The following is a 19,010-nucleotide window of genomic DNA, read 5'->3' as shown; positions in this document are numbered from 1 at the left end:
GGCGTTTCAGGCCAACCCGACTTCCTTCAAAGGCACACTCGCATCCGCCAGTTGCTCCGGATCGAGCGCCGCGCCCGCCAGCACATGGGCGCGGCCCTGGACATAATCCTTGACCATATTGACGCAATCCAGCGCGATCACCTTGCCGCCCTTGAGATACACTATCGAAAAGCTGCGCGCCGCCGGATCGCCACGCAGGATCGTCTGGTCGTAGCCGGTCGACAGGCCGACGGTCTGGAGTTTCAGATCATATTGGTTCGACCAGAACCATGGCACCGCGTTATAGGCTTCTTCCTTGCCCATGATGTGCGCCACGGCGGTCTTGGCCTGGTCATTGGCGTTCTGCACCGATTCCACGCGCATCTGCGCGCCGCCCGCAAAGCGGTTGGCATGGGCGGCGCAATCGCCCACGGCATAAATATCGGGCAGGCTGGTGCGGCAATATTCGTCGACATCCACGCCATTGCCCCCCGCAGCGCCCGCCGCGATCAGCGGGCCGGTTTCGGGGATGATGCCGATGCCCACGATGACCATGTCGGTGACGATCCGCTCACCATCGGCCATCAGCACGGCCGTTGCCTTGCCGTCTGTGACTTCGATGCAATCCATCCGCGCGCCGGTGCGCAGGTCGACGCCATGGGCGCGATGTTCCGCTTCGTAAAAGCGCGACAATTCCTCGCCCGCGACCCGCGCCAGCACCCGGTCGAGCGCTTCCAGCAGCACGACCTTCTTGCCGAATTTGGACAGGACGGCGGCGGCTTCCAGCCCGATATAACCACCGCCGATGATGGTCACATGGTTGATGCTGTCGATCTTCGCCATCATCGCATCGACATCGTCGCGACGGCGCACGGCATGGACATTGGCCGCGTCCGCCCCGTTGCAGGTCAACATCCGGGGATTGCCGCCGGTGCACCAGATCAGCTTGTTATAGCCGATTTCCTGATCCCCTACGGTCACGAACTTGCCAACGGGATCGACGCTCTTCACGCGGCGGCCCAGCAGCATGTCGACATTGCGCTCACTCCAGAAGGCGGCGGGACGGATCAGGATGCGGTCGAAGCTCTTGTCGCCTGCGAAATATTCCTTCGACAGCGGCGGACGTTCGTAGGGCGGATCCTTTTCGTCGCCGATCATCGCGACGGAGCCTTCAAAGCCCGACTGACGCAGGGAAATCGCCGCCTGTGCTCCCGCATGGCCTGCGCCCACGATCAATACGTCATAATAGCTCATTGGCCCGCTATCCTCTTTATCCCCATTGCGCCGCTGATTGGCGCGCTTTGCCGGTGGTGGCAAGGGCGATGTGCGGCAATTGCGGTCAAAAGAGCGACGTCCGTGCTGCACCCCCGCGCTGTTCCGGCTCCGAATTGTGGCGCTTTGATCGCTCCGTAAGGGCGCTAAGGCTTCGAAAATGTCGGCAGGCCAGACCCGCGCATGAAGCAGGTCATCGCGCCGATACAGAATATCGGTCGATTCGCGTTTCCACGCCTGCGGGGATTGCGCAGGGGTTGCTTGCCCGCTTAGCGCGCGGCGGCGAGCATGACCCGCTGCGCCAGGTCCGATCCTTCGGGCAACTGCGCGACCAGCGCCAGGCTGCCGTCGGCTTCGCGCCGTGCGACGACAATCGCCAGCCCGTCTGTGTCCCTGTCTCTTATACACATCTAGATGTGTATAAGAGACAGGCTGCCGTCGGCTGCGCGCCGTGCGACGACAAGCGCCAGCCCGTCTGTGTCCATGGCCAGGGCCTGCGGATCGATGGCAGCGGCGGCTTTCATCGCGTTTCGCGCCGTTTCGCGCTTGTCGGGGCGCGGCGGTGCCTCGGCCCGGCGCAACGCCCGCTCGTCGCGCACCAGCGCCTTGAGCCCGCCTGCATAGTTTGTCAGATGGTCGGCCAGCATGCCCACGCCCAGGCCCAGGGCACGGCCATGGTCCAGAACGGTCGCATATTCGGTGATCCGCGTCTTGTCATATCCGGCGCCGAAAACCAGCTTGATGATCGCGGTCATCGGGCTGCGCGCCTGCACCTTGATGCCGCAATCGGCCAGCAGTTCTGCATAGTCGTCGGGCCGCGCCTGCGCCACCAGCGCAAAATCATAGGCCAGGCCGATCGCGCGATAGAGCGCGGCATGGCTGCGCGCTTCGCTGGTGCGGAACTGGTCGGCACCGTCGCGCGCCAGCGCCAGCCAGTCGGCGAGCGGCGCGTCATCGGTCGGGCTTTCCATGCCGGACAGGTCCAGCGGCTCTTCATCGAACGAAGCGACGGGCATGGGGGCGGAAGGGGCGGCGGAAGGGGGCAGGGGGGCAGCATCGACCGCGGCATCGACCGTGTCGCCGCCCGCCGGGCCATCTGCCCATACGGGCACGTTCGTCGGCGCTGGCATGATGCTGGACAGCGCCGCGCTGACTTCCAGTTCCAGCGCCTGCCGCTCGTCGCGGCTGGCCAGTTCCTTCCAGTTGATCACGCCGAACACGAAATCTATCGTCTCGTCATCGGACGAAAAGGGCATCAATATGCCGCGATATAATATCTCTGCATCGCGCTGGTTGACGAATTCGGCTTCGAACCCGATGGGCGCGGCATTGGCGATAATCTGCAGATAATGATCGGTCAGCCGCGACAGCAGCGACCGGGCGGGCACATCGTTGATATAGCTGATGGACCCGTCAATTTCGCATTCCTGCCGCAAGGCGGAGCCGAGATATACGATGGCGGGATTGTCGAGTCCGGTGGAAAAATCCAGCAATACGCTGTGCGGGCCGAAATCTTCCAACTGGTCAGGCGACAGATCCTCGATCGAAGGCAGGGTGCGATCCCCCAGCAGCGACGCCCAGTAATTATAGGCGCGCACCTGCATCCGCCGCTCGTCCGATACCACCGTCAACGGTGCGTCGATCGCCGCATCATCGGCATAATCGAAATCGTCCTGGTCGTTGGCGACGTCATGCCCCCGCAGAGTGTCCATCCGGTCCGTCCCTATTTCAGGCAAAATTCTGCCTCTTTGGGACTCGACAGTGGCATCGGATGGTAAATTTGCCGTAAAGATGGCAGCGCCGAACGGCCATATACCGTGCCGCCTGCAAAAAGACCGACCCGACAATGCAATTGCCCGCTTGTCCTAAGGCCCAACCACTGTTATCTGCCCGCCGCAACGCCGCTTTAGCTCAGTTGGTAGAGCATCGCATTCGTAATGCGGGGGTCACAGGTTCGAGTCCTGTAAGCGGCACCAGGATAGCCCCTGTTATGGGGCTGAAAATCCTCGAAAACCCCCGGAAATACTGGTATATTGAGGCATCGGCTTTCCGGTGTCGTTCGCCTTTGTTCATCCTGATCCGGATGATTTGGGGGCTCGAATCTGGGGGCCTCAACGATCTTTCTGGATAGAGGCCCCCAATGCTTACCGTTGTGCAGATCAAGGCACTCAAACCGCGGGAAAAGGCTTACAAGGTAGCCGACGGTAAAGGCCTGTATCTCGCGGTTCAGCCGTCCGGCTCTCTGATATGGCGGGTCAAATTCCGGTATCATGGCGTGGAGAAGAAGATCACGCTGGGCCACTATCCCGCCATCGGCGTCAAGGAGGCACGGGAGAAGCTGGAGGAAGCACGCGAGTTGTTGTTGGGGGGCGTCGATCCGGTTGCCGTAAAGGCCCAGGCGAAGCTGCAGGCCGAAATTGCTGCCGCGACGACATTTTCGGTCGTAGCCGACGAATATATCATGAAGATGGAACTGGAGGGAAAATCCCCGGCAACACTCAAGAAGGCGCGCTGGTTTCGCGATCTTCTGGACCCCCATGTAGGCCGACGTCCGGTAGCATCTGTGACACCGCATGAATTGCTTGCCGCCTTGAAGCGGCTCGAGCGCAAAGGGCATCACGAGACAGCACACCGTCTGAGGGCTTTTTCGGGGCGCATATTTCGTTATGCGGTTTCCACACTCCGCGCCCAGCATAACCCCGCTGACATATTGCGAGGAGCCTTGATAGCGCCCAGGGTCAAACATCATGCCGCGGTGCTTGAGCCGGTAAAGGTCGGCGAACTGTTGCGTGCAATTGATGGATACAGCGGCCGAATCGAGACCAGGATCGCGTTGCAGCTCGCTCCTCATGTCTTTCTGCGTCCCGGAGAGTTGCGCAAGGCGGAGTGGTCGGAAATTGATCTTGGCGCTGCGGTATGGCGTATCCCGGCCGCAAAAATGAAGATGGGCCAGGCCCATGTCGTCCCGTTGTCGCGCCAGGTGATGGACCTGCTTCACAAGCTTCGAGCCTTGAAGAATAGCGGAGGATTTCTCTTTCCCGCATTCCACACGTCGTTGCGGCCAATGTGTGAGAATACGCTCAATGTCGCCTTGCGACGATTGGGCTATGGTGGCGATGAAATGACATCGCACGGGTTTCGGGCCATTGCCAGTACCCTCCTCAATGAGTCAGGCTTGTGGCACCCCGACGCCATCGAGCGCGCTCTGGCTCATAGCGATCGCGATCATGTGCGCGCTGCTTACCATCGCGGTGCTCACTGGGCTGAGAGGGTGAAAATGGCACAATGGTGGTCCGACCATCTTGACCAGCTCCGTGATGGCGCCGAAATTATTTACCCGCAATTCGGGAGCGCGTGAAAGGGTGAGCTGATCGGTTCGTCCAAAAAGCGAAGCTGTTTTTCGGACCACCGGACGATCGAAAATTGTCTGAAAAAGACACACGATTTTCGGACATGAGCTCCTGTCGCGCAAAATCCCTCTTTCCTACATGAGAACATATAGCGAACATATGGGCCAGGAAAGGAGTCGGCAATGGTAATAATCGACGGATCGTTTCTTCTCGGGATCGCTGCGGTGCTGACCAGCATCGCGACGTTGTGGCGCAGTCTGAAAGGTCGAAGATAAGGATCGGGGGCGGTCCGACCTGGCGTTCCAACGACGAGGTCGGACGGTCGCCCGCAGGCTGTCTCATTTGGCGCGCCTGTTGCCGAACGATTCGGGCTCAAGCGCAACCGCGCTTTCACTGGCGCGTTCGATCCACCCAAGGAGAGAATATATGACATATCTGCCTTCCGTGCCGCCAGGCAGCACGGCACCCTATCCCGCACACCCAGCGCCGCATGCTGAAAGCATACAGGCAGATGAACGTACGACCGATACGAGCGAAGGCGAACAGGAAGCCAGACTATCGGGTCCACTGAAAATCCTGGGAGCCACGGTTGGGATCGGTTCCGCTGCTATTGTAGCGGCACCGCTCTACGCGCGGCAGCGAAAGGCCTGATGAAAGCCTACGTGGCCCGACCTCCGCTGCTGCGCGGATCAGGCCTTTGTGGACTCACTACTCGTCTGATGGTTCCGTTTTGTCGCCATCATCTCGGCTGTTTGTGTTGGCCTAGCTGGACACCCGCAAAAAACCTCAGTTTCCTCGAATTTTCAGGTGCCAACTAATTGAAATTATTCGATAGAATTTGTTGGATTCAGGGTTTTTGCGGGGGCAAGCTCTCAGGGCAAATTCTGGCCGATTTGAGACTGTCGGCTGTCCGGCGTGCAGGACGCTATAGCTGCCATTCCTCTTTTGGGGCAGGCAACCGATGGTTGGCGCTAATTGCTGGCTGTCGCTCGTCGACAAGCAATTGCCGCAAAGGCAGGCCGCGCGCATCTGCCAGCACGCGGGCAACTTGCCGCTGACGACGCGTTTGGCGCAATTGATTGCGCGCCAAGCATAGGAATTCTTGGGGTAACGGGTCACCCCATATTTAGCTGGGGGACTATATGAGCGATATGCCGCTGTGGGGGACGATCACATTCGAAGTTGTAAAACTTGGCGCGCAATTCAGCGGGGCGCTGGTGGTCGCCAGGCTGGCGGTAAACTGGGCGTTGCGCCGCTACAAGTCAGAGAAAATATGGGAACGACAACTGGCGGCGTTCAGTGACTCTGTGTCCGCCTTGGCCCATCTGCGAAAAGTTCTGCATGCGGAAATCGATCAGTTTGAGGAGCAAGGCGGCAGCCATATTGACCGCGACCTATATCAAAAATCTTGGCGGACTCTCGAAGAGGTAATAGCTACGGCACGCTTACTTCTTCCGCTGGACGTTGCCACTCGGCTTCACCAATTTGACGTGGAGTTCAGCGCGGCAGATGGCTATTTTAGTGGCGATCCGGTCGATGTTCTTTATCCGCAAGTGGCAGCGGTTAATGGGTTGCTGGAATTTCTTGTTGAACGTGGGCGCACAGATATTGGCGGATTCCCCAAAGTCACTCCCGAACAGTGAATGGATTTGTGATAGTTGCCTTATCCTGTCCCATCTTGGCCAGACGGGATTTTGCCCCGGCGATCGACAGCAGTTCCATCTGTTTGCGCAATTCTGACCGGTAGCTGCATTCACTACCTGGCCATCTTTCACCGACTGGATAAAGACAGCCGTGGTTTCGCAATAGAGCGCGAACGCCCCAGCATCGATGCTGGTGGCCCCCGTCGCGACTAGGGATTGCAGGCAGTCGTGTAGCTGTCCCTGTCGAAAATCCTGTTTGTCGCACAATGGCTGATAGGCGAACGTCTGGTCCGGAGCGTAGATACAGGGATGGCTGCCGCTCACGCTGCCTTCCCTGCCGACCAACTCACGCCAATCATCGCGTCGGCGGAACGTCAACCTGCTCCAGAGATGCCGTTCGGGAGACATGGACGTGCCAGGTAGCAACTTCAACTCTTCAAGTGCGCTAGCATCAGAAAGTGTGGATAGCTGACCGCCTCCTGGTGATTGCCGAACCGAGTATCCGGCCATCCATTCAATTGAAGCTCGATCGCAGCTATGTGAATCATTCGCGGACGAATTTTTCGATCAAGCGAAACCGACTCTGAACAAAACTCTTGAAGAGCCGATCCGATGGCAGGGTCTTGCTCGAGACACGGGTATCCACAAAACGGCTTGGCGTGCCCGGCAAAGGCTCGCTTGTCAACGGCGGAGCAAAATCCGGCCACACGGCGGCGTAAAAGTAGGCCACTTGGCGGCGCAAGCGGGGAACGTCGGGAGGGCGTAGCCCGACCAGAGTTTCCCGCTTGCGGCGTCGGCGATTTTGGTGAGGGTTTCAGCCTGCCTTTCGGGCGCGGCTTTGGGCGAGACGGTAGCTTTCGCCGTTCATCTCGAGGATGTTGACATGGTGGGTGATACGGTCGAGCAGCGCGCCGGTCAGGCGCTCGGACCCGAGTGTTTCCGTCCACTCGTCAAAGGGCAGATTGCTGGTGATCAGGGTCGCGCCGCGCTCGTAGCGTTGCGAGATCAGCTCGAACAGCAGTTCCGCGCCGGTCTTCGAGAGCGGCACGAAGCCCAACTCGTCGATGATGAGGAGCTTGTAGGCGGCCATCTGCTTCTGGAAGCGTAACAGCCGCCGCTCGTCGCGCGCCTCCATCATCTCGCTGACCAGTGCGGCGGCGGTCGTGAAGCCGACGGCCAGGCCCCTCTGGCAGGCGGCCAGGCCGAGCCCGAGGGCGACATGAGTCTTGCCCGTGCCGCTGGGACCGAGCGCGATGACATTCTCGCGCCGCTCGATCCATTCGCAACGCGCCAGTTCCAGCACCTGCATCTTGTTGAGCTTCGGGATGGCGGCAAAGTCGAAGCTGTCGAGACTTTTGACGACCGGGAACTTCGCCGCCTTGATGCGGCGTTCGACCTTGCGGCGGTCGCGCTCGATCATCTCCCGTTCGGCAAGCCGGGTCAGATAGCCGATATGATCGACGCCCTCGGCGGCGCATTGCCGGGCCAGCTTCTGGTACTCGCGCTGGAAGGTCGGCAGCTTCAAGGTTTTGAGATAGTGGGCAAGCAGGATCTCGGGGGCCTCGGTGCTCATGCCGCTTCCTCCCCCTCAACGTTACCGAGCAGGCGCATGTAGGCCTTGACCGAGGTCGTCTCGACATTCGCCCTCGGCAGGTATGGGTAGATCGACAGGTCCAGTCGCGGCGGCCGGCGCTCCACCTGGCACAGGACCAGATGCTTGACCGCATCGAAGCCGATCGCACCGAGATGCAGGGCCTGCTTCACCGCCGCATGCAGATCGGCGAGGTCGAAGCTTTCCAGCAGCCGCAGAACCTGCACGTACTCGCGCCGGCCGTGCTTGTTCATCCTCGCCTCCATCAGGCGGCGCAGCGTGGCGAACTCGCCGGGCAAGTCCCAGCCCTGGAGAGGAGCAGCCTGATCCAGCGCGTTGATCTTCTGCTCGATCAGCGGCAGGTAATGCAGCGGATCGAAGACGACGTCTTCGCGTTCCCAGCACCGCGGATGGCGGGCGATGATCTCGCCGCGGCAGCCGATCACCACCGCGTCGACGTAGCCGCGAACCCAGACATCCTGATGCCCGTAGGCGACCGGGACCGAATAGTCGTTGGTCTTGTAGCGCACCAGCGACTGCGCCGTCACTTTGGCGCTGGCCTGGTCGCAGGCATCGAAGGGTGCCGCCGGCAATGGACGCATGGCGGCAAGATCCCGCTGCAGCCGTTCCCCGATCGTCTCGCTCTCGCCGCGCAGCCTGTCATGCTGACGCTTGCGGCATTGCTCTTCCAGCCAGGCGTTGAACGCATCCCATGTCGCAAACCGCGGGATCGGCACCATGAAGTTGCGCCGGGCATAACCGACCAGCCCCTCGACGTTCCCCTTGTCGTTGCCCTTTCCCGGACGGCCATAGCGATCCCGGATCAGGTAGTGGGACAGGAAGCCACTGAACAGTGCCGCACGCTTGCGTGTCCCGTCGGGCAGGATCTTCGCCACAAGGCAGCGGTCATTGTCGTAGACGATCGATTGCGGCACCGCGCCGAAGAAGGCGAACGCATGGATGTGGCCATCCACCCAGGCCTCGGCCACCGCCGCCGGATAGGCTCGCACATAGCAGCCGTCGCTGTGCGGCAGGTCGAGCACGAAGAAGCGGGCCTTCTGCTCCACGCCGCCGATCACCACCATCGCCTCGCCAAAGTCGGCCTGCGCATGGCCCGGCGGGTGCGACAGCGGCACGAACACTTCCTGTCGGCGCTGCTCGCGCTCGCGCATGTAATCCTTGATGATCGTGTAGCCGCCGGTGAACCCGCATTCGTCGCGAAGCCGGTCGAACACCCGCTTGGCCGTGTGCCGCTGCTTGCGCGGTACCTTCACGTCCTCATCAAGCCAGTGATCGATCGTTGAAACAAACGCATCCAGCTTCGGCCGGCGCACCGGAGCCTGCCGCCGGTAGCCGGGTGGGGTCGAATACGACAGCATCTTGCGAACACTGTCGCGCGATATGTTGAAATGCCTCGCCGCCTCGCGCTGGGTCATGCCGTTCCCACAGGCGACGCGGACCTCCCGATAAAGTTCCACGGTATAGATCTCCCGGCCCTCCCTGCACGCTGCAGACAGGACATAGGTGGACGACTTTTACGCCGCCCGAAGCGGGACTATCCCGCCGCTACCGTGGTAGGTTTTTGCACCGCCGCTCTCACTCGCTTGCACCTCTCACTCGCACCGCCTTCATGGACGGCACCCCCAGCCTCATGCAGTAGTAGGCACGTGAGTGCCCCTCTATAAGAACAAGCGATTCGCCTACCTCTTCCACCACTGGAGGTGTTATCAGGGACTCCGATCCATCACGAAGAATGGCGAACATCGGCGCGAACAAGGCAACGCCTTCGCTGCGAAACTGCTCGGCAAGGTCGGCTATTTGTAGAAGCTTAAACTCCTTCACCTCTGCTTGCATGCTCTGGAGTTTATCGTCGAGCTGCAGATCGATCAGTTCGAACGTTGCCTTCTCATATTGCGGGACCCGCCGTAACAAATCGAAAAGGTGCTCAGTAGGCACAGTTTGCAAACGAATCGAAGTATCACGCACCTTCGCCGCTAAGCTGTCGTGACCTGTCGCGCGTCGCAGGACTGACATCACCCCCGCGTCGGTAGCAGTCGTGTAAAGCCGTGTTTCTCCCACCTCATACGGGAAGTCGATCCCAACGCGCCCTTCTACCGAACTTACAGCTGAAACAGCAAACTCGTGGTCGGCGTCAGTAAACAAGCCCGTAAAAGGCAGCTCGGACAATTCGATGACGTCGAAGCCAAGTCGTCTAAGCGTCGTACGTCGCTTAATTTCCTCGGCATCCGCCGTCGGGTCGCAGAAGTAGCGGAGCACAAGGCCGCGCCGGGCTGACGCGAGTAGCGCGGGAAAAATCATGAAAAGAAAGTAGCTTGAACGATCGACAAACAAAGCCGACCGTGACCCCCGCTGCAGCATGTGCACATAGGCGAGCATACGCTCGTCGTAGCCTTCATACGTGCGCGACTCGGTCACCGCGCTCATCGTGAGCTGCTCGTTCGCAACAAATGACCGCATGGCGCTTCGGCCACTCTCGACGAGTTTCATCTGCGCTTCGGCATCAAGTTTATCAAAGTCTGTGGACTTGATGGTACCGGTGTCGATCTCCACGGAATGCACATTTGATTGAAGCTTCAGCTGCACCGCTGTCCCACCAGACACTACCGCGTCCGCAACCGAGCCTGCAAATGCGCTGAACTCGCGGAAACCGGCACTGTCATTCTTTGCTGACCTTAGACGAAACGCCAGCACTCGTTCCGAGAAACGAGCCGCAGACGGCTGAGCTTCCGCGAACACATAGCTAGGAAGATTGCTGATGATGCCGCCGTCTACGTGCAGCGCGCCGCCGCTCCGAACCGGTTGAAAGAAGAACGGGATCGATGATGAACAGCGCACAGCGACAGCTACGCTCTCATCGCGAGTCGCTGACTTGCTCCAGATTTTCGGACGCCCGGCTGCCAAGTCTGCCGACACGATGAAGATCGGTAAGGTGAGATCCGCGAAGGTCACCCGGTCTCCAGCGGGAGTGACACCCCGCAACGTCAGGACACGCCGCAGCAGGCCTTCAATCCAATGCTCTATTTTGGCCGAGCTATGAAGGCCCCCGTTCTTAACGATTGTCGCCACAGATCCGATTGCGCCCGGAATCGCTCCCCCCAACGACGCTAACCACTTCGCACGGTTAAAGGGCCTGTCTACTTCACGGGGGGCATCCAGCAAATCCCTGAAGCTCGTTTGAGCAAGCTCCTCCAAAAGAAACTCAGGTGTCGCCCCTGCGGCTATGAGCGCAGCCACGATCGAGCCAGCAGACGTACCGGCAACCGCATTGAATTTTACCCCGAGAGCGATAGCCTCGGCGTAGGCGCCTGCGAATGCCGCAGCCCGCACGCCACCACCTTCGAACACGCCGAAAGTATTCGAGAAGTAGTGTGTCTTCATTGAGCAGCCTTCATCTGGCGAAGAAGGAGCAAGGCGCTTCGGGCATGGTGCGGCGCATGGCTGCGAATACCTTGTTCGATCGACAGGTGATTTTCCGGTACTCCAGCGACCTTTCGGATGAACCGTGATATGCGGTCGGAGAACTGAAACTTCAGCTTCGTGCCGTAAATGAGTAACCGTGCTGCTTGGAGAACTGGGAAGGGCACGACTTCGCATTGGAAGTCGATCGTGCGCAATTTCAACGCAGTCAAGCAGCCGCCATCTATGAGGCTGGGCGAACTGCGAGCTGTTGCGGGCGAGAAGATAGCTGAATTAATGTTGAAGTCGGTAACTCGAAGCAACGTATCTAGATTAGCGGACAGGCCAAGCCGCCGAATGAGGAATGTATCGCTCAGTGCCCAAACATCGAATGGCCAAGCACCATTATCGCAGGCGTACCCGCCGAATATGGTCATACGGTATGGCGGATTGATGACTTGGCCGAGTTGCGTGCCGCTTATGTTTTCGACAACGAGGTCGATGTCCTTCGCAGTGATTGCTTCATTCCCAAAGGTGCTGCTTGTCAGATTGTCGCGCACCCAGCCCCCATAAGCATAATAGGTGGCGCCGAGAACATCGAGTTCGCGCAAGGTGGCGCGGAGCTGGGCATTCGACGCGACGAACCTCTCGAACTGTGCCTGAAGATGCTCGACCTGCGGTGTACGGGTGTGCCTTGATGGCAACAGCACATTCGTGGGACTAACTCTGATCGCCTCAACCTCTAGGCCCTCGACGGTCGGAAATTCGGAGGTTTCGTGAAATGGCATGATCCAGCCAGATGCCGCCAAAAGGGGAGAAATACAACCGTTCGATGAGCAGGGCTACCCAGGGCCGTGCCAAGGGAACGCAATCGGAAACCTGCCCGTCGTAAGCGGATCGTTTTGCGACCGTGGCGGATTTGGCCACCTTGTAGCTCCTGAAGCTGGCACTCTAATCGTTCACAATGGCCAGCCCGTTCGTCGAGCCGTGCTGGACCAAAGATCGCCAGAGATCATTTTTGCGCTTACTGTGCTTGGGTGCTAATCGCCCGCCTGCTCATTTCCCTAGCGCAGAGCAGCAAGTTGGTTTGCCGCCTAAACTGGCCCTCACCGGGCGGGCTGAGCCGCCCAAAAATGGCTGTTTTCCCCAGAACCTGTTGTTCACGGTTTCGGCGGGAATGGCCACATAGTCCCAGACATTGCCTTTTCCTGCGTTTTATAATTGTGGCAACGAGTGTCTGATTCTGGGGTCGGCGAGCGAGCTGCCGAGCGACTAAGAATGGCGCAAAATAGACAGATGGGCTGTTTTCTTTTCGCTTTCCGGGGCAGCAAAATAGCCCGTGTTCGACGGTGAGTGACCGTTGCTCGTGCGCAGTTACCCTGCGCATTTTTTTGCGCCGGATTGGCTGACCCTGCCGTCGTGAAGGACGAACGGTCATATAGACGCGCGCTGCTATCCTCATCAGCAGGGTGCCTGGCGCAAGTCCTCTTTGATCGAGTTCCGCTGCTTGTTGGTTCAGTTAGGCGAGGCTCATCATGTCGGCCGCCCGATCCCTGCCGGATATAATCGGGGGAACCACCGTTCGGCGACATCCGCAGGGAAGCCGAGACGCAGCGATGCCCTGTGGCTGGTTGAAGTAAGCATGCCGCGATCAAGCAAGGCCGACGTCACCTTCCGCGCCGCCCGTTCCTCATATCCGGTGAGCATCGGCACGCGTCCGCGCTCAACTTCGCCCGCCAGCGCAGCCTCACGCAGGACCATATAACTTCCCTTGGGCAGCGTCTTGGCGCGAACCTCTTCTTCAACATGGATTTCGATCCGGCGCAGCAGCGTCTCGGGATCGAGAAGCTCACCCATATAGCGGACCTGGTCGATGGCACTATCGAGGAAGAATTGGCAGAATGCCATCAGGCCCCGCTGGGTCAGATTGCCCCGCCCGTCACGGTCTCCTTCGCGCGGACCATCGGCCTGCATCAGCAAATTCTTGTATCGAGCTTCCTCCCGCGCAAGGCCGCGTGCAACGGACCACAGGCTGGCTCCAATCCCCAGGCGCTTGAGCAGCGCATGGGACATCAGCCGCGCAACGCGCCCATTGCCGTCAATGAAGGGGTGAATCCACAGGAAGCGATGATGGACGGCGCCAACCGTCTGGATTTGGCGAAGCCGCGACAAGGGTGGTGCCGCATAGGCCCGGTCGAACCGGTCGAGGAAGCGCGGCAGGTCGTCAGGATCCGGTGGCATGTGCCGCCCGACAATCACCTGCCGGTCACGCCATTCGCCCGGGATCACAGGGAGGCGCTCGCCCGTGTCGGGATTGCCGACCCAGAGCATTTCGGGCGGCAGGCGTGTGCAGAATTCGCGATGCAGCCATGCCGCATAGTCCGCCGTCGCCGGCCAGATGTCCGGATCGCGGCCTTCGTCGATCAACCGCTGGACATGGATATGGGCAACCGCTTCCTGCTGGAGTTCACGCTTGCGCGGCTCGACGGAAAAATCATCAGCAAGGGCGCGGTCGATGTCGCGCGGATGGGTGTCATGCCCTTCGATGAGGTTGGAGTAATAGCAGTTCATGGAACGGACGAGCGTTCCTACCGATTCCTGTAAAATGGGATGGATGCGACCGGCCAGCCTGTTGGCTTCGGCGATCAGCGTGACCGCGCAATCCTCAAGGCCATGAGCGGCCTCTTCCGGCACCATGGGTTCCATCGTGAATATGTTCATGCCGGATAACATGCCGGTTAATTTGCCGGTTTAAAAGGCGTAATATCTGGCGATTTTGATATTTTCAGAATAATTCTGTGCCGGTTTAATTGCGGGAGATGGACTATAAATATCTCAGCAATCTTTCGGGTACGGGCTCTTGCTGCCAGCGCGTGCGCCTATGCGGAGCATATTGCGTGTCCTCTCAAATGGACATTGCGCAGGCGCTTCTTGAACGACAGTGGACGGCATGATGCCGCCCCTTGTGAATTTTCGGTTTCCCTGCTCAGACGAGTGCGGGTTCCTTGGCCTTGCGGGTGCGTGTGGCCGGTGTTTTTGCGGCGGGAGCGACAGCCGCTGCCCTGGGCTTGCGACCAAGGCCAATCCTGAGAGCCAGCTCCTTGCGGGTGGCGGTGTAACTTGGCGCAACCATAGGATAGTCGGCAGGCAGGTCCCATTTTGCGCGATAGTCGTCCGGGGTCATCTGATAGTGGGTCATCAGATGGCGCTTGAGCATTTTGAGCTTCTTCCCGTCTTCGAGGCAGATGATATAGTCCGGCTTCACCGAGGCACGGATCGAGACGGCGGGCTCGAGCTTGGGGGTTTCGGGCTCTTTCGTGCCAAGGCCGTTGAGCGCCTGATGCACATTGGCGATCAGTTGCGGCAGGTCGCCGATGCTGACACTATTGTTGGCAACATGGGCCGCGACAATGTCGGCGGTCAGCGTGATGAGCATATCCTGTGCAACCGGCTGTTCGGACATTTTTTTAGGATCCTGAATGGAGGACAAGAAGATTGCCACCGCTAACGGGTGGCGATCGACCTGAGATAGAGTTGTGCGGATATAATATCAAATGACGCGGCTAGTGCGATGTTCCTGTGTCACGCCGCTGATGGATGCAACAGGCGATTTTCTTTCACATCCGGATGCCTTCGTCATCGCCGATTGCGGTCAATTCCGATATTCGACTTTCGGCGTGCGCTTCTGCTTGGTTCCCATGGCGGCGGATAAGCATGGACGCAGCGCCCCAAGCTATCTGCACCTGCGTCAGCGTCATCGGGCCGTGATCCTGTCGACAGCAACAATATCATGGCCTTCCCGCACGCCCTCGACGCGCACATGGCGGCCCAGAAGATGGTCTTGTCTGCCCTGGGCCAGAAGCCGCCATTGTCCGCCGTCTGCCATTTGCAGAACGGGCTGACGGCCTTCCTGCAATAGCAGGCCTTCGAGGATGATCGGGCGGTATCTGGCCATGGGATGATAGTCCTTGGCTATTCTTCTGGAGGCGGGTCAGGCGGGATTGGCGGGTTCAAAGCTTGAAGACATTGTCCCGATGCCAGGCGAGGAAATGGGGATGGGGTCGGTCTTGGGCGCGGATGGGAAGAGTGGCGCGGCGGCTCTTGTTGACAAGGCCCGTGATGCTGTCGCTGTCATTGGCCTGGCGGGAGATCATGATGTCGAGATCGTCCGAGAGGCTGATCAGCCCCCGGTCGAACATCCAGTGGACAGTGCCGGACAGGGCAATACCGTTCTGGACGCTATCAGGGCCATTGGCTTCGACCGGGCGGATATGCGCGGCTTCCGCTTCCGCGCGGCCGCCACCATTGATGAGTTTGAGACCAGTGATGGCGCAGCGCTCGTCATAGGCGCGCAGCACGACCCGGCGGAAAACACGGTCGCGCTCGATCCTGGAAACGAGTGTTGTCGTGCGGCGGCGTTCCTGTTCGGCGATGAAGGGCATCGCCCCATCCTGGAAGAGGGGCGGCGTCAGGTCATCGACACGCGGCAGAAGCGGCGCGCGTTCGTCCAGGCCTAGATCGAGGATATGGTTGAAGTCGGCGGTCGAAATGGGGCGCACCGCTGCCTGGGCGCGACCGGAAATCTTGCCGGCCTCATTGAGAAGGCCGCGCTCCGCCAGGCCATGAGGACCGTTGAAGGGCACGGCGTTGGCAAATTCAAGATAGCTGCCCGGTTCGATCATGGCGATATACATGCCCGGCGCCTGGGGATCGGGAATGACCTGACTCACCTTGGCGACCGCAAAATAGCCGCGGGTGCCGCTGACCTTCACGGGTTCATAATAGACGATCCAGTCATCAAGGCAGGCAGAGACGCGGCCAAGATATTGGGACGGGAACTGATAGCGCTCGGCTGGGCTGTCGTCGTAGATCGAATCCGACCGGTGTATGAAAACGCCAAAGGCCATGGCCTTGTTATCCCCCCGATGCGGTATCAGCCGCAATATCGACCATGGCCCGGTTAGTGGGGACCAAGCAAGGGATAGCTGTTTTGCTTGGGGGTTTTCTGGGCGTCCCCTTTGGGCTGCGCTCTATTGCGCTTCCGCTCCACCGAGCCAGCTTGGCCTGTCTCGGCCCTTTCGGGTTCTGATCGCTGACGCGCGACCCTTGGCGGATCGCTGGCGGACATCGCTTGTGGGCGATGGCGTGGGCCGGTCCCGGCCAAGCGGTGTGGGCGTCGCTACCCTCTAGGCCCGTCGCGGCAGGCGGCAAGCCGGCCGGTGGCGCGGCTCCTTCACTAATGTTGCGGTCCTGCGGATGCAGCCCGCCGCTTATCCGGGCCTGCCGGTGCGCTCTTGCCGCCCACCCCGCTTTCCGGGGCCGGTGTTTGGCAAGGAGTAAGGACCATGGAACTCAAGCATATCGATATCGCCTGCCTCTCGGTTTCGCCTGCGAACATGCGCGGCGTGAAGAAGGTGCCGGACCTCACCAACATCCTTCCGTCCATTCGGGCGCGGGGTGCGCTGGTGCCGCTGATCGTGCGTCAGAATGGATCACCGACCACCTATGAGATTGTCGCGGGCAAGCGGCGCTATCATGCCGCGCTGATCGTGGCGCAGGAGGAGGGGAGCGTCGAGCCGCTGCCCTGCGCGATCATGGAGGCGGGCGACGATGCGGCAGCGCTGGAGGCATCGCTCATCGAGAATATCGCCCGGCTCGATCCCGACGAGGTGACGCGCTGGGAAACCTTCACCCGGCTGGTGAAGGAAGGCCGGTCGCCCGAGGATATCTCGCTGACCTTTGGCCTCACCGCCTTGCAGGTGAAACGGACGCTCGCCTTGGGCAATCTGCTGCCCCGCATCCGCAACCTCTATCGCAGCGACAGCATCGATGCTGTGACCGTGCGGCATCTGACCTTGGCGTCAAAAGCCCGGCAGCGCGAATGGCTGGCGTTGCTGGACGACGAGGATGCGCGTCCGCCGATGGGCCATTATGTGAAGGCGTGGCTGCTGGGTGGTAGCGCCATCGCCACCGACAAGGCGCTGTTCGATCCGGCGGGCTATACCGGCGGGATCGTGGCTGACCTGTTTGGCGATCACAGCTATTTCGCCGATGCCGACCTCTTCTGGCAGATGCAGGAGGCGGCGGTTACCGAGCGCGTCGAGGGCTATCGTGATGCCGGGTGGCAGGAAGTTGCCGTCATGGCGCGGGGCGAGGCCTTTCATTCATGGGAGCATGAGCGCTGTCCCAAGACCAAGGGCGGGCGGGTCTATGTGACCATGGGTCATGGCGGGGACGTCAGTTTCCATGAAGGCTATGTGACCCTCAAGGAGGCGCGGAAGCTGGAACAGGGCGGCAGCGTCGAGAAAGCGGTTCGGCCCGAACTGTCTGCACCGCTTGCCAGCTATCTCGATCTCCATCGTCATGCCGCCGTGCGGGCCAAGGTCGGGGCTTCGCCTGCCATCGCGTTGCGGCTGATCGTCGCCCATGCCATTGCCGGATCATCTTTATGGCGGGTCGATGTCGCGTCCCAGCGCGGCGCAACCGATGCAATCAGCGAAAGCGTCGAAAATTGCGTGTCCGAAGCCGATTTCGACAGGGAGCGACGGATCGCCCTCGACCTGCTTGGTCTTGATCCCGACACGCCGACCGTGACCGGCCATGCCTATGACAGAGAGCTGGTCCCGCTTTATCTGCGGCTGCTGGACCTCGACGACGCCATGGTGCTGGGCATCCTTGCCGTCGTCATGGGCGAAACGCTGGAGGCCGGAACGCCGCTGATCGAATATCTGGGGGTTCAGATGGACGTGGATATGGCGTCCTGCTGGCAGGCCGATGATGCTTTGCTTGATCTTATCCGCGACCGGGAGGTGATGGGGCATGTCCTTGCCGATGTCGCAGGCAAAGACGCCGCAACCGGCAATGGCAGTGCAACGGCCAAGGTGCAGCGGCAGATCGTGCGGGACTGCCTTGCCGGGACCAATGGGCGGGAGAAGCGGGACGGCTGGGTGCCGCGCTGGATGGCCTTTCCGCCGTCCACCTATACCCAGCGGGGCGGGGTTGGCAGCGTCGAGCGATGGGAGGCGGTCGCGCCGCTGCTTGAGGGGGCAGGCGCGGACGACGCGGGGACGCAGGGCGAGGGCGAAGCGCAAGGCGCGGACGAAACGCAGGATGACAGCGCGGTTGCTGCAACCGAGCCGGAAGACGAGCCGGTCCAACAGGCGGCCTGATCGATGGGGCGGGCGGCGCGGAGACGTCGCCCGCTTGGTTTCCTAAGCCAATGGATAGTCATGATCGCGCGGAATTTCGCGCCGGTCGGCTTCGCCGCCCGGCGTCATTGTTTGCGGGAATTTCCAGGGGATGCGGAGCGCTGCGAAAGGCAGCGCGAAGGGTTCGGCAGCGGTCATCGCGCAATCGGCACGATGGCGTTGGATCATTGTCTGATCGGCCTGTCGGCGCGGCGGGGGTGGGCGTCGCTACCCTCTAGTCCCCCCGCGGCGGGCCTCAAGTCGGGCTTCGCGCCAACTCCTCCACATCCGTTGCGGCCCTTGCGGGTGCGGCCCGCCTCTGTCGGGGCGCCTGCCGGTTCGCTCCTGCCGCCCACCCCCGCCACTCCGGCGGCCGGTGCGATGCGGGAAGGAGAAAGGTCATGGGACATCACGACAAGACCACGCGCACGGGCGCGACCCTCTACAGCGAGGTGACCGACCGGATCATCGCGCAACTGGAGGAAGGCACGCTGCCATGGGTGCGGCCATGGGATAATGGCAAGGCCGCGCTGGGCCTGCCGCGCAACGGCGGGACCGGCAGGCGCTATTC

At 60.6% G+C, this 19,010-nt stretch carries 15 protein-coding genes, 1 tRNA gene and 1 pseudogene; 5 read left to right on the top strand and 12 right to left on the bottom strand.

All coding sequences use genetic code 11. The features are described from left to right. Nucleotides 1–6 precede the first annotated feature (6 nt). Together FE851_RS09100 and FE851_RS09095 are read right to left on the bottom strand one after the other, a co-directional pair. The gene (locus FE851_RS09100) at nucleotides 7–1,233 is read right to left on the bottom strand and encodes an NAD(P)/FAD-dependent oxidoreductase (RefSeq protein ID WP_145201811.1); all 1,227 of its coding nucleotides are present in this window, start codon (nucleotides 1,231–1,233) and stop codon (nucleotides 7–9) included. Nucleotides 1,234–1,520: 287 nt separating this feature from the next. After that, nucleotides 1,521–2,963: pseudogene (locus tag FE851_RS09095) on the bottom strand (hypothetical protein). Nucleotides 2,964–3,151: 188 nt separating this feature from the next. On the opposite strand from FE851_RS09095, the gene FE851_RS09090 reads away from it, so the two are divergent. The 3 genes from FE851_RS09090 (at nucleotide 3,152) to FE851_RS09075 (ending at nucleotide 6,244) form a co-directional block, all read left to right on the top strand. Then, nucleotides 3,152–3,227, top strand: a tRNA-Thr gene (locus FE851_RS09090). A gap of 164 nt (nucleotides 3,228–3,391) precedes the next feature. Beyond that, a complete protein-coding gene (locus FE851_RS09085; protein WP_130752240.1) occupies nucleotides 3,392–4,609 on the top strand; it encodes a tyrosine-type recombinase/integrase in 1,218 nt (405 codons plus the stop codon). 1,134 nt (nucleotides 4,610–5,743) lie between these two features. After that, nucleotides 5,744–6,244, top strand: a complete 501-nt coding sequence (locus FE851_RS09075) for a hypothetical protein (protein ID WP_145201803.1) — start codon at nucleotides 5,744–5,746, stop codon at nucleotides 6,242–6,244. An 814-nt stretch (nucleotides 6,245–7,058) separates the two neighbouring features. Here FE851_RS09075 and istB read toward each other — a convergent pair. The 9 genes from istB to FE851_RS09040 all read right to left on the bottom strand — a co-directional run bounded on the left by istB (nucleotide 7,059) and on the right by FE851_RS09040 (nucleotide 16,159). Then, a complete protein-coding gene (istB, locus tag FE851_RS09070) occupies nucleotides 7,059–7,817 on the bottom strand; it encodes an IS21-like element helper ATPase IstB (RefSeq protein ID WP_137114004.1) in 759 nt (252 codons plus the stop codon). Next, the gene (istA, locus tag FE851_RS09065; RefSeq protein WP_145201800.1) at nucleotides 7,814–9,313 is read right to left on the bottom strand and encodes an IS21 family transposase; all 1,500 of its coding nucleotides are present in this window, start codon (nucleotides 9,311–9,313) and stop codon (nucleotides 7,814–7,816) included. Before istA ends, istB begins: the two co-directional genes overlap by 4 nt. A 118-nt stretch (nucleotides 9,314–9,431) precedes the next feature. After that, complete coding sequence (locus tag FE851_RS09060; RefSeq protein ID WP_186378793.1) at nucleotides 9,432–11,234, bottom strand: patatin-like phospholipase family protein; 1,803 nt, start codon at nucleotides 11,232–11,234, stop codon at nucleotides 9,432–9,434. Next, nucleotides 11,231–12,040, bottom strand: a complete 810-nt coding sequence (locus FE851_RS26080) for a hypothetical protein (protein WP_186378792.1) — start codon at nucleotides 12,038–12,040, stop codon at nucleotides 11,231–11,233. Before FE851_RS26080 ends, FE851_RS09060 begins: the two co-directional genes overlap by 4 nt. 745 nt (nucleotides 12,041–12,785) lie before the next feature. Next, on the bottom strand, nucleotides 12,786–13,973 hold the full coding sequence (locus FE851_RS09055; protein ID WP_222422937.1) for a Fic family protein: 1,188 nt from the start codon (nucleotides 13,971–13,973) through the stop codon (nucleotides 12,786–12,788). A 265-nt stretch (nucleotides 13,974–14,238) separates the two neighbouring features. Beyond that, on the bottom strand, nucleotides 14,239–14,715 hold the full coding sequence (locus tag FE851_RS09050) for a MucR family transcriptional regulator (RefSeq protein ID WP_145201794.1): 477 nt from the start codon (nucleotides 14,713–14,715) through the stop codon (nucleotides 14,239–14,241). 154 nt (nucleotides 14,716–14,869) lie between these two features. Continuing rightward, a complete protein-coding gene (locus tag FE851_RS26075; RefSeq protein WP_186378791.1) occupies nucleotides 14,870–15,010 on the bottom strand; it encodes a hypothetical protein in 141 nt (46 codons plus the stop codon). Next, the gene (locus FE851_RS09045) at nucleotides 15,007–15,207 is read right to left on the bottom strand and encodes a DUF5818 domain-containing protein (protein ID WP_145201792.1); all 201 of its coding nucleotides are present in this window, start codon (nucleotides 15,205–15,207) and stop codon (nucleotides 15,007–15,009) included. Before FE851_RS09045 ends, FE851_RS26075 begins: the two co-directional genes overlap by 4 nt. Nucleotides 15,208–15,262: 55 nt before the next feature. Beyond that, a complete protein-coding gene (locus tag FE851_RS09040) occupies nucleotides 15,263–16,159 on the bottom strand; it encodes an HNH endonuclease (protein ID WP_145201789.1) in 897 nt (298 codons plus the stop codon). A 438-nt stretch (nucleotides 16,160–16,597) separates the two neighbouring features. Between FE851_RS09040 and FE851_RS09035 the strand changes: the two genes are divergently transcribed. Further along, on the top strand, nucleotides 16,598–18,421 hold the full coding sequence (locus FE851_RS09035; RefSeq protein WP_145201787.1) for a ParB/RepB/Spo0J family partition protein: 1,824 nt from the start codon (nucleotides 16,598–16,600) through the stop codon (nucleotides 18,419–18,421). Between the two features lie 42 nt (nucleotides 18,422–18,463). Here FE851_RS09035 and FE851_RS26070 read toward each other — a convergent pair whose 3' ends face one another. Continuing rightward, a complete protein-coding gene (locus FE851_RS26070) occupies nucleotides 18,464–18,628 on the bottom strand; it encodes a hypothetical protein (protein ID WP_186378790.1) in 165 nt (54 codons plus the stop codon). 212 nt (nucleotides 18,629–18,840) lie between these two features. Between FE851_RS26070 and FE851_RS09030 the strand changes: the two genes are divergently transcribed. Next, on the top strand, nucleotides 18,841–19,010 hold a 170-nt coding region (locus tag FE851_RS09030; RefSeq protein ID WP_145204280.1), incomplete at its 3' end, for an ArdC-like ssDNA-binding domain-containing protein.

This window comes from Sphingobium sp. B2 (assembly GCF_007693735.1).
In the GTDB taxonomy this organism is placed as follows: domain Bacteria; phylum Pseudomonadota; class Alphaproteobacteria; order Sphingomonadales; family Sphingomonadaceae; genus Sphingobium; species Sphingobium xenophagum.
The sequence above is the reverse complement of the archived record's forward strand: the minus strand, read 5'-3'. Positions and strand labels throughout refer to the sequence as shown.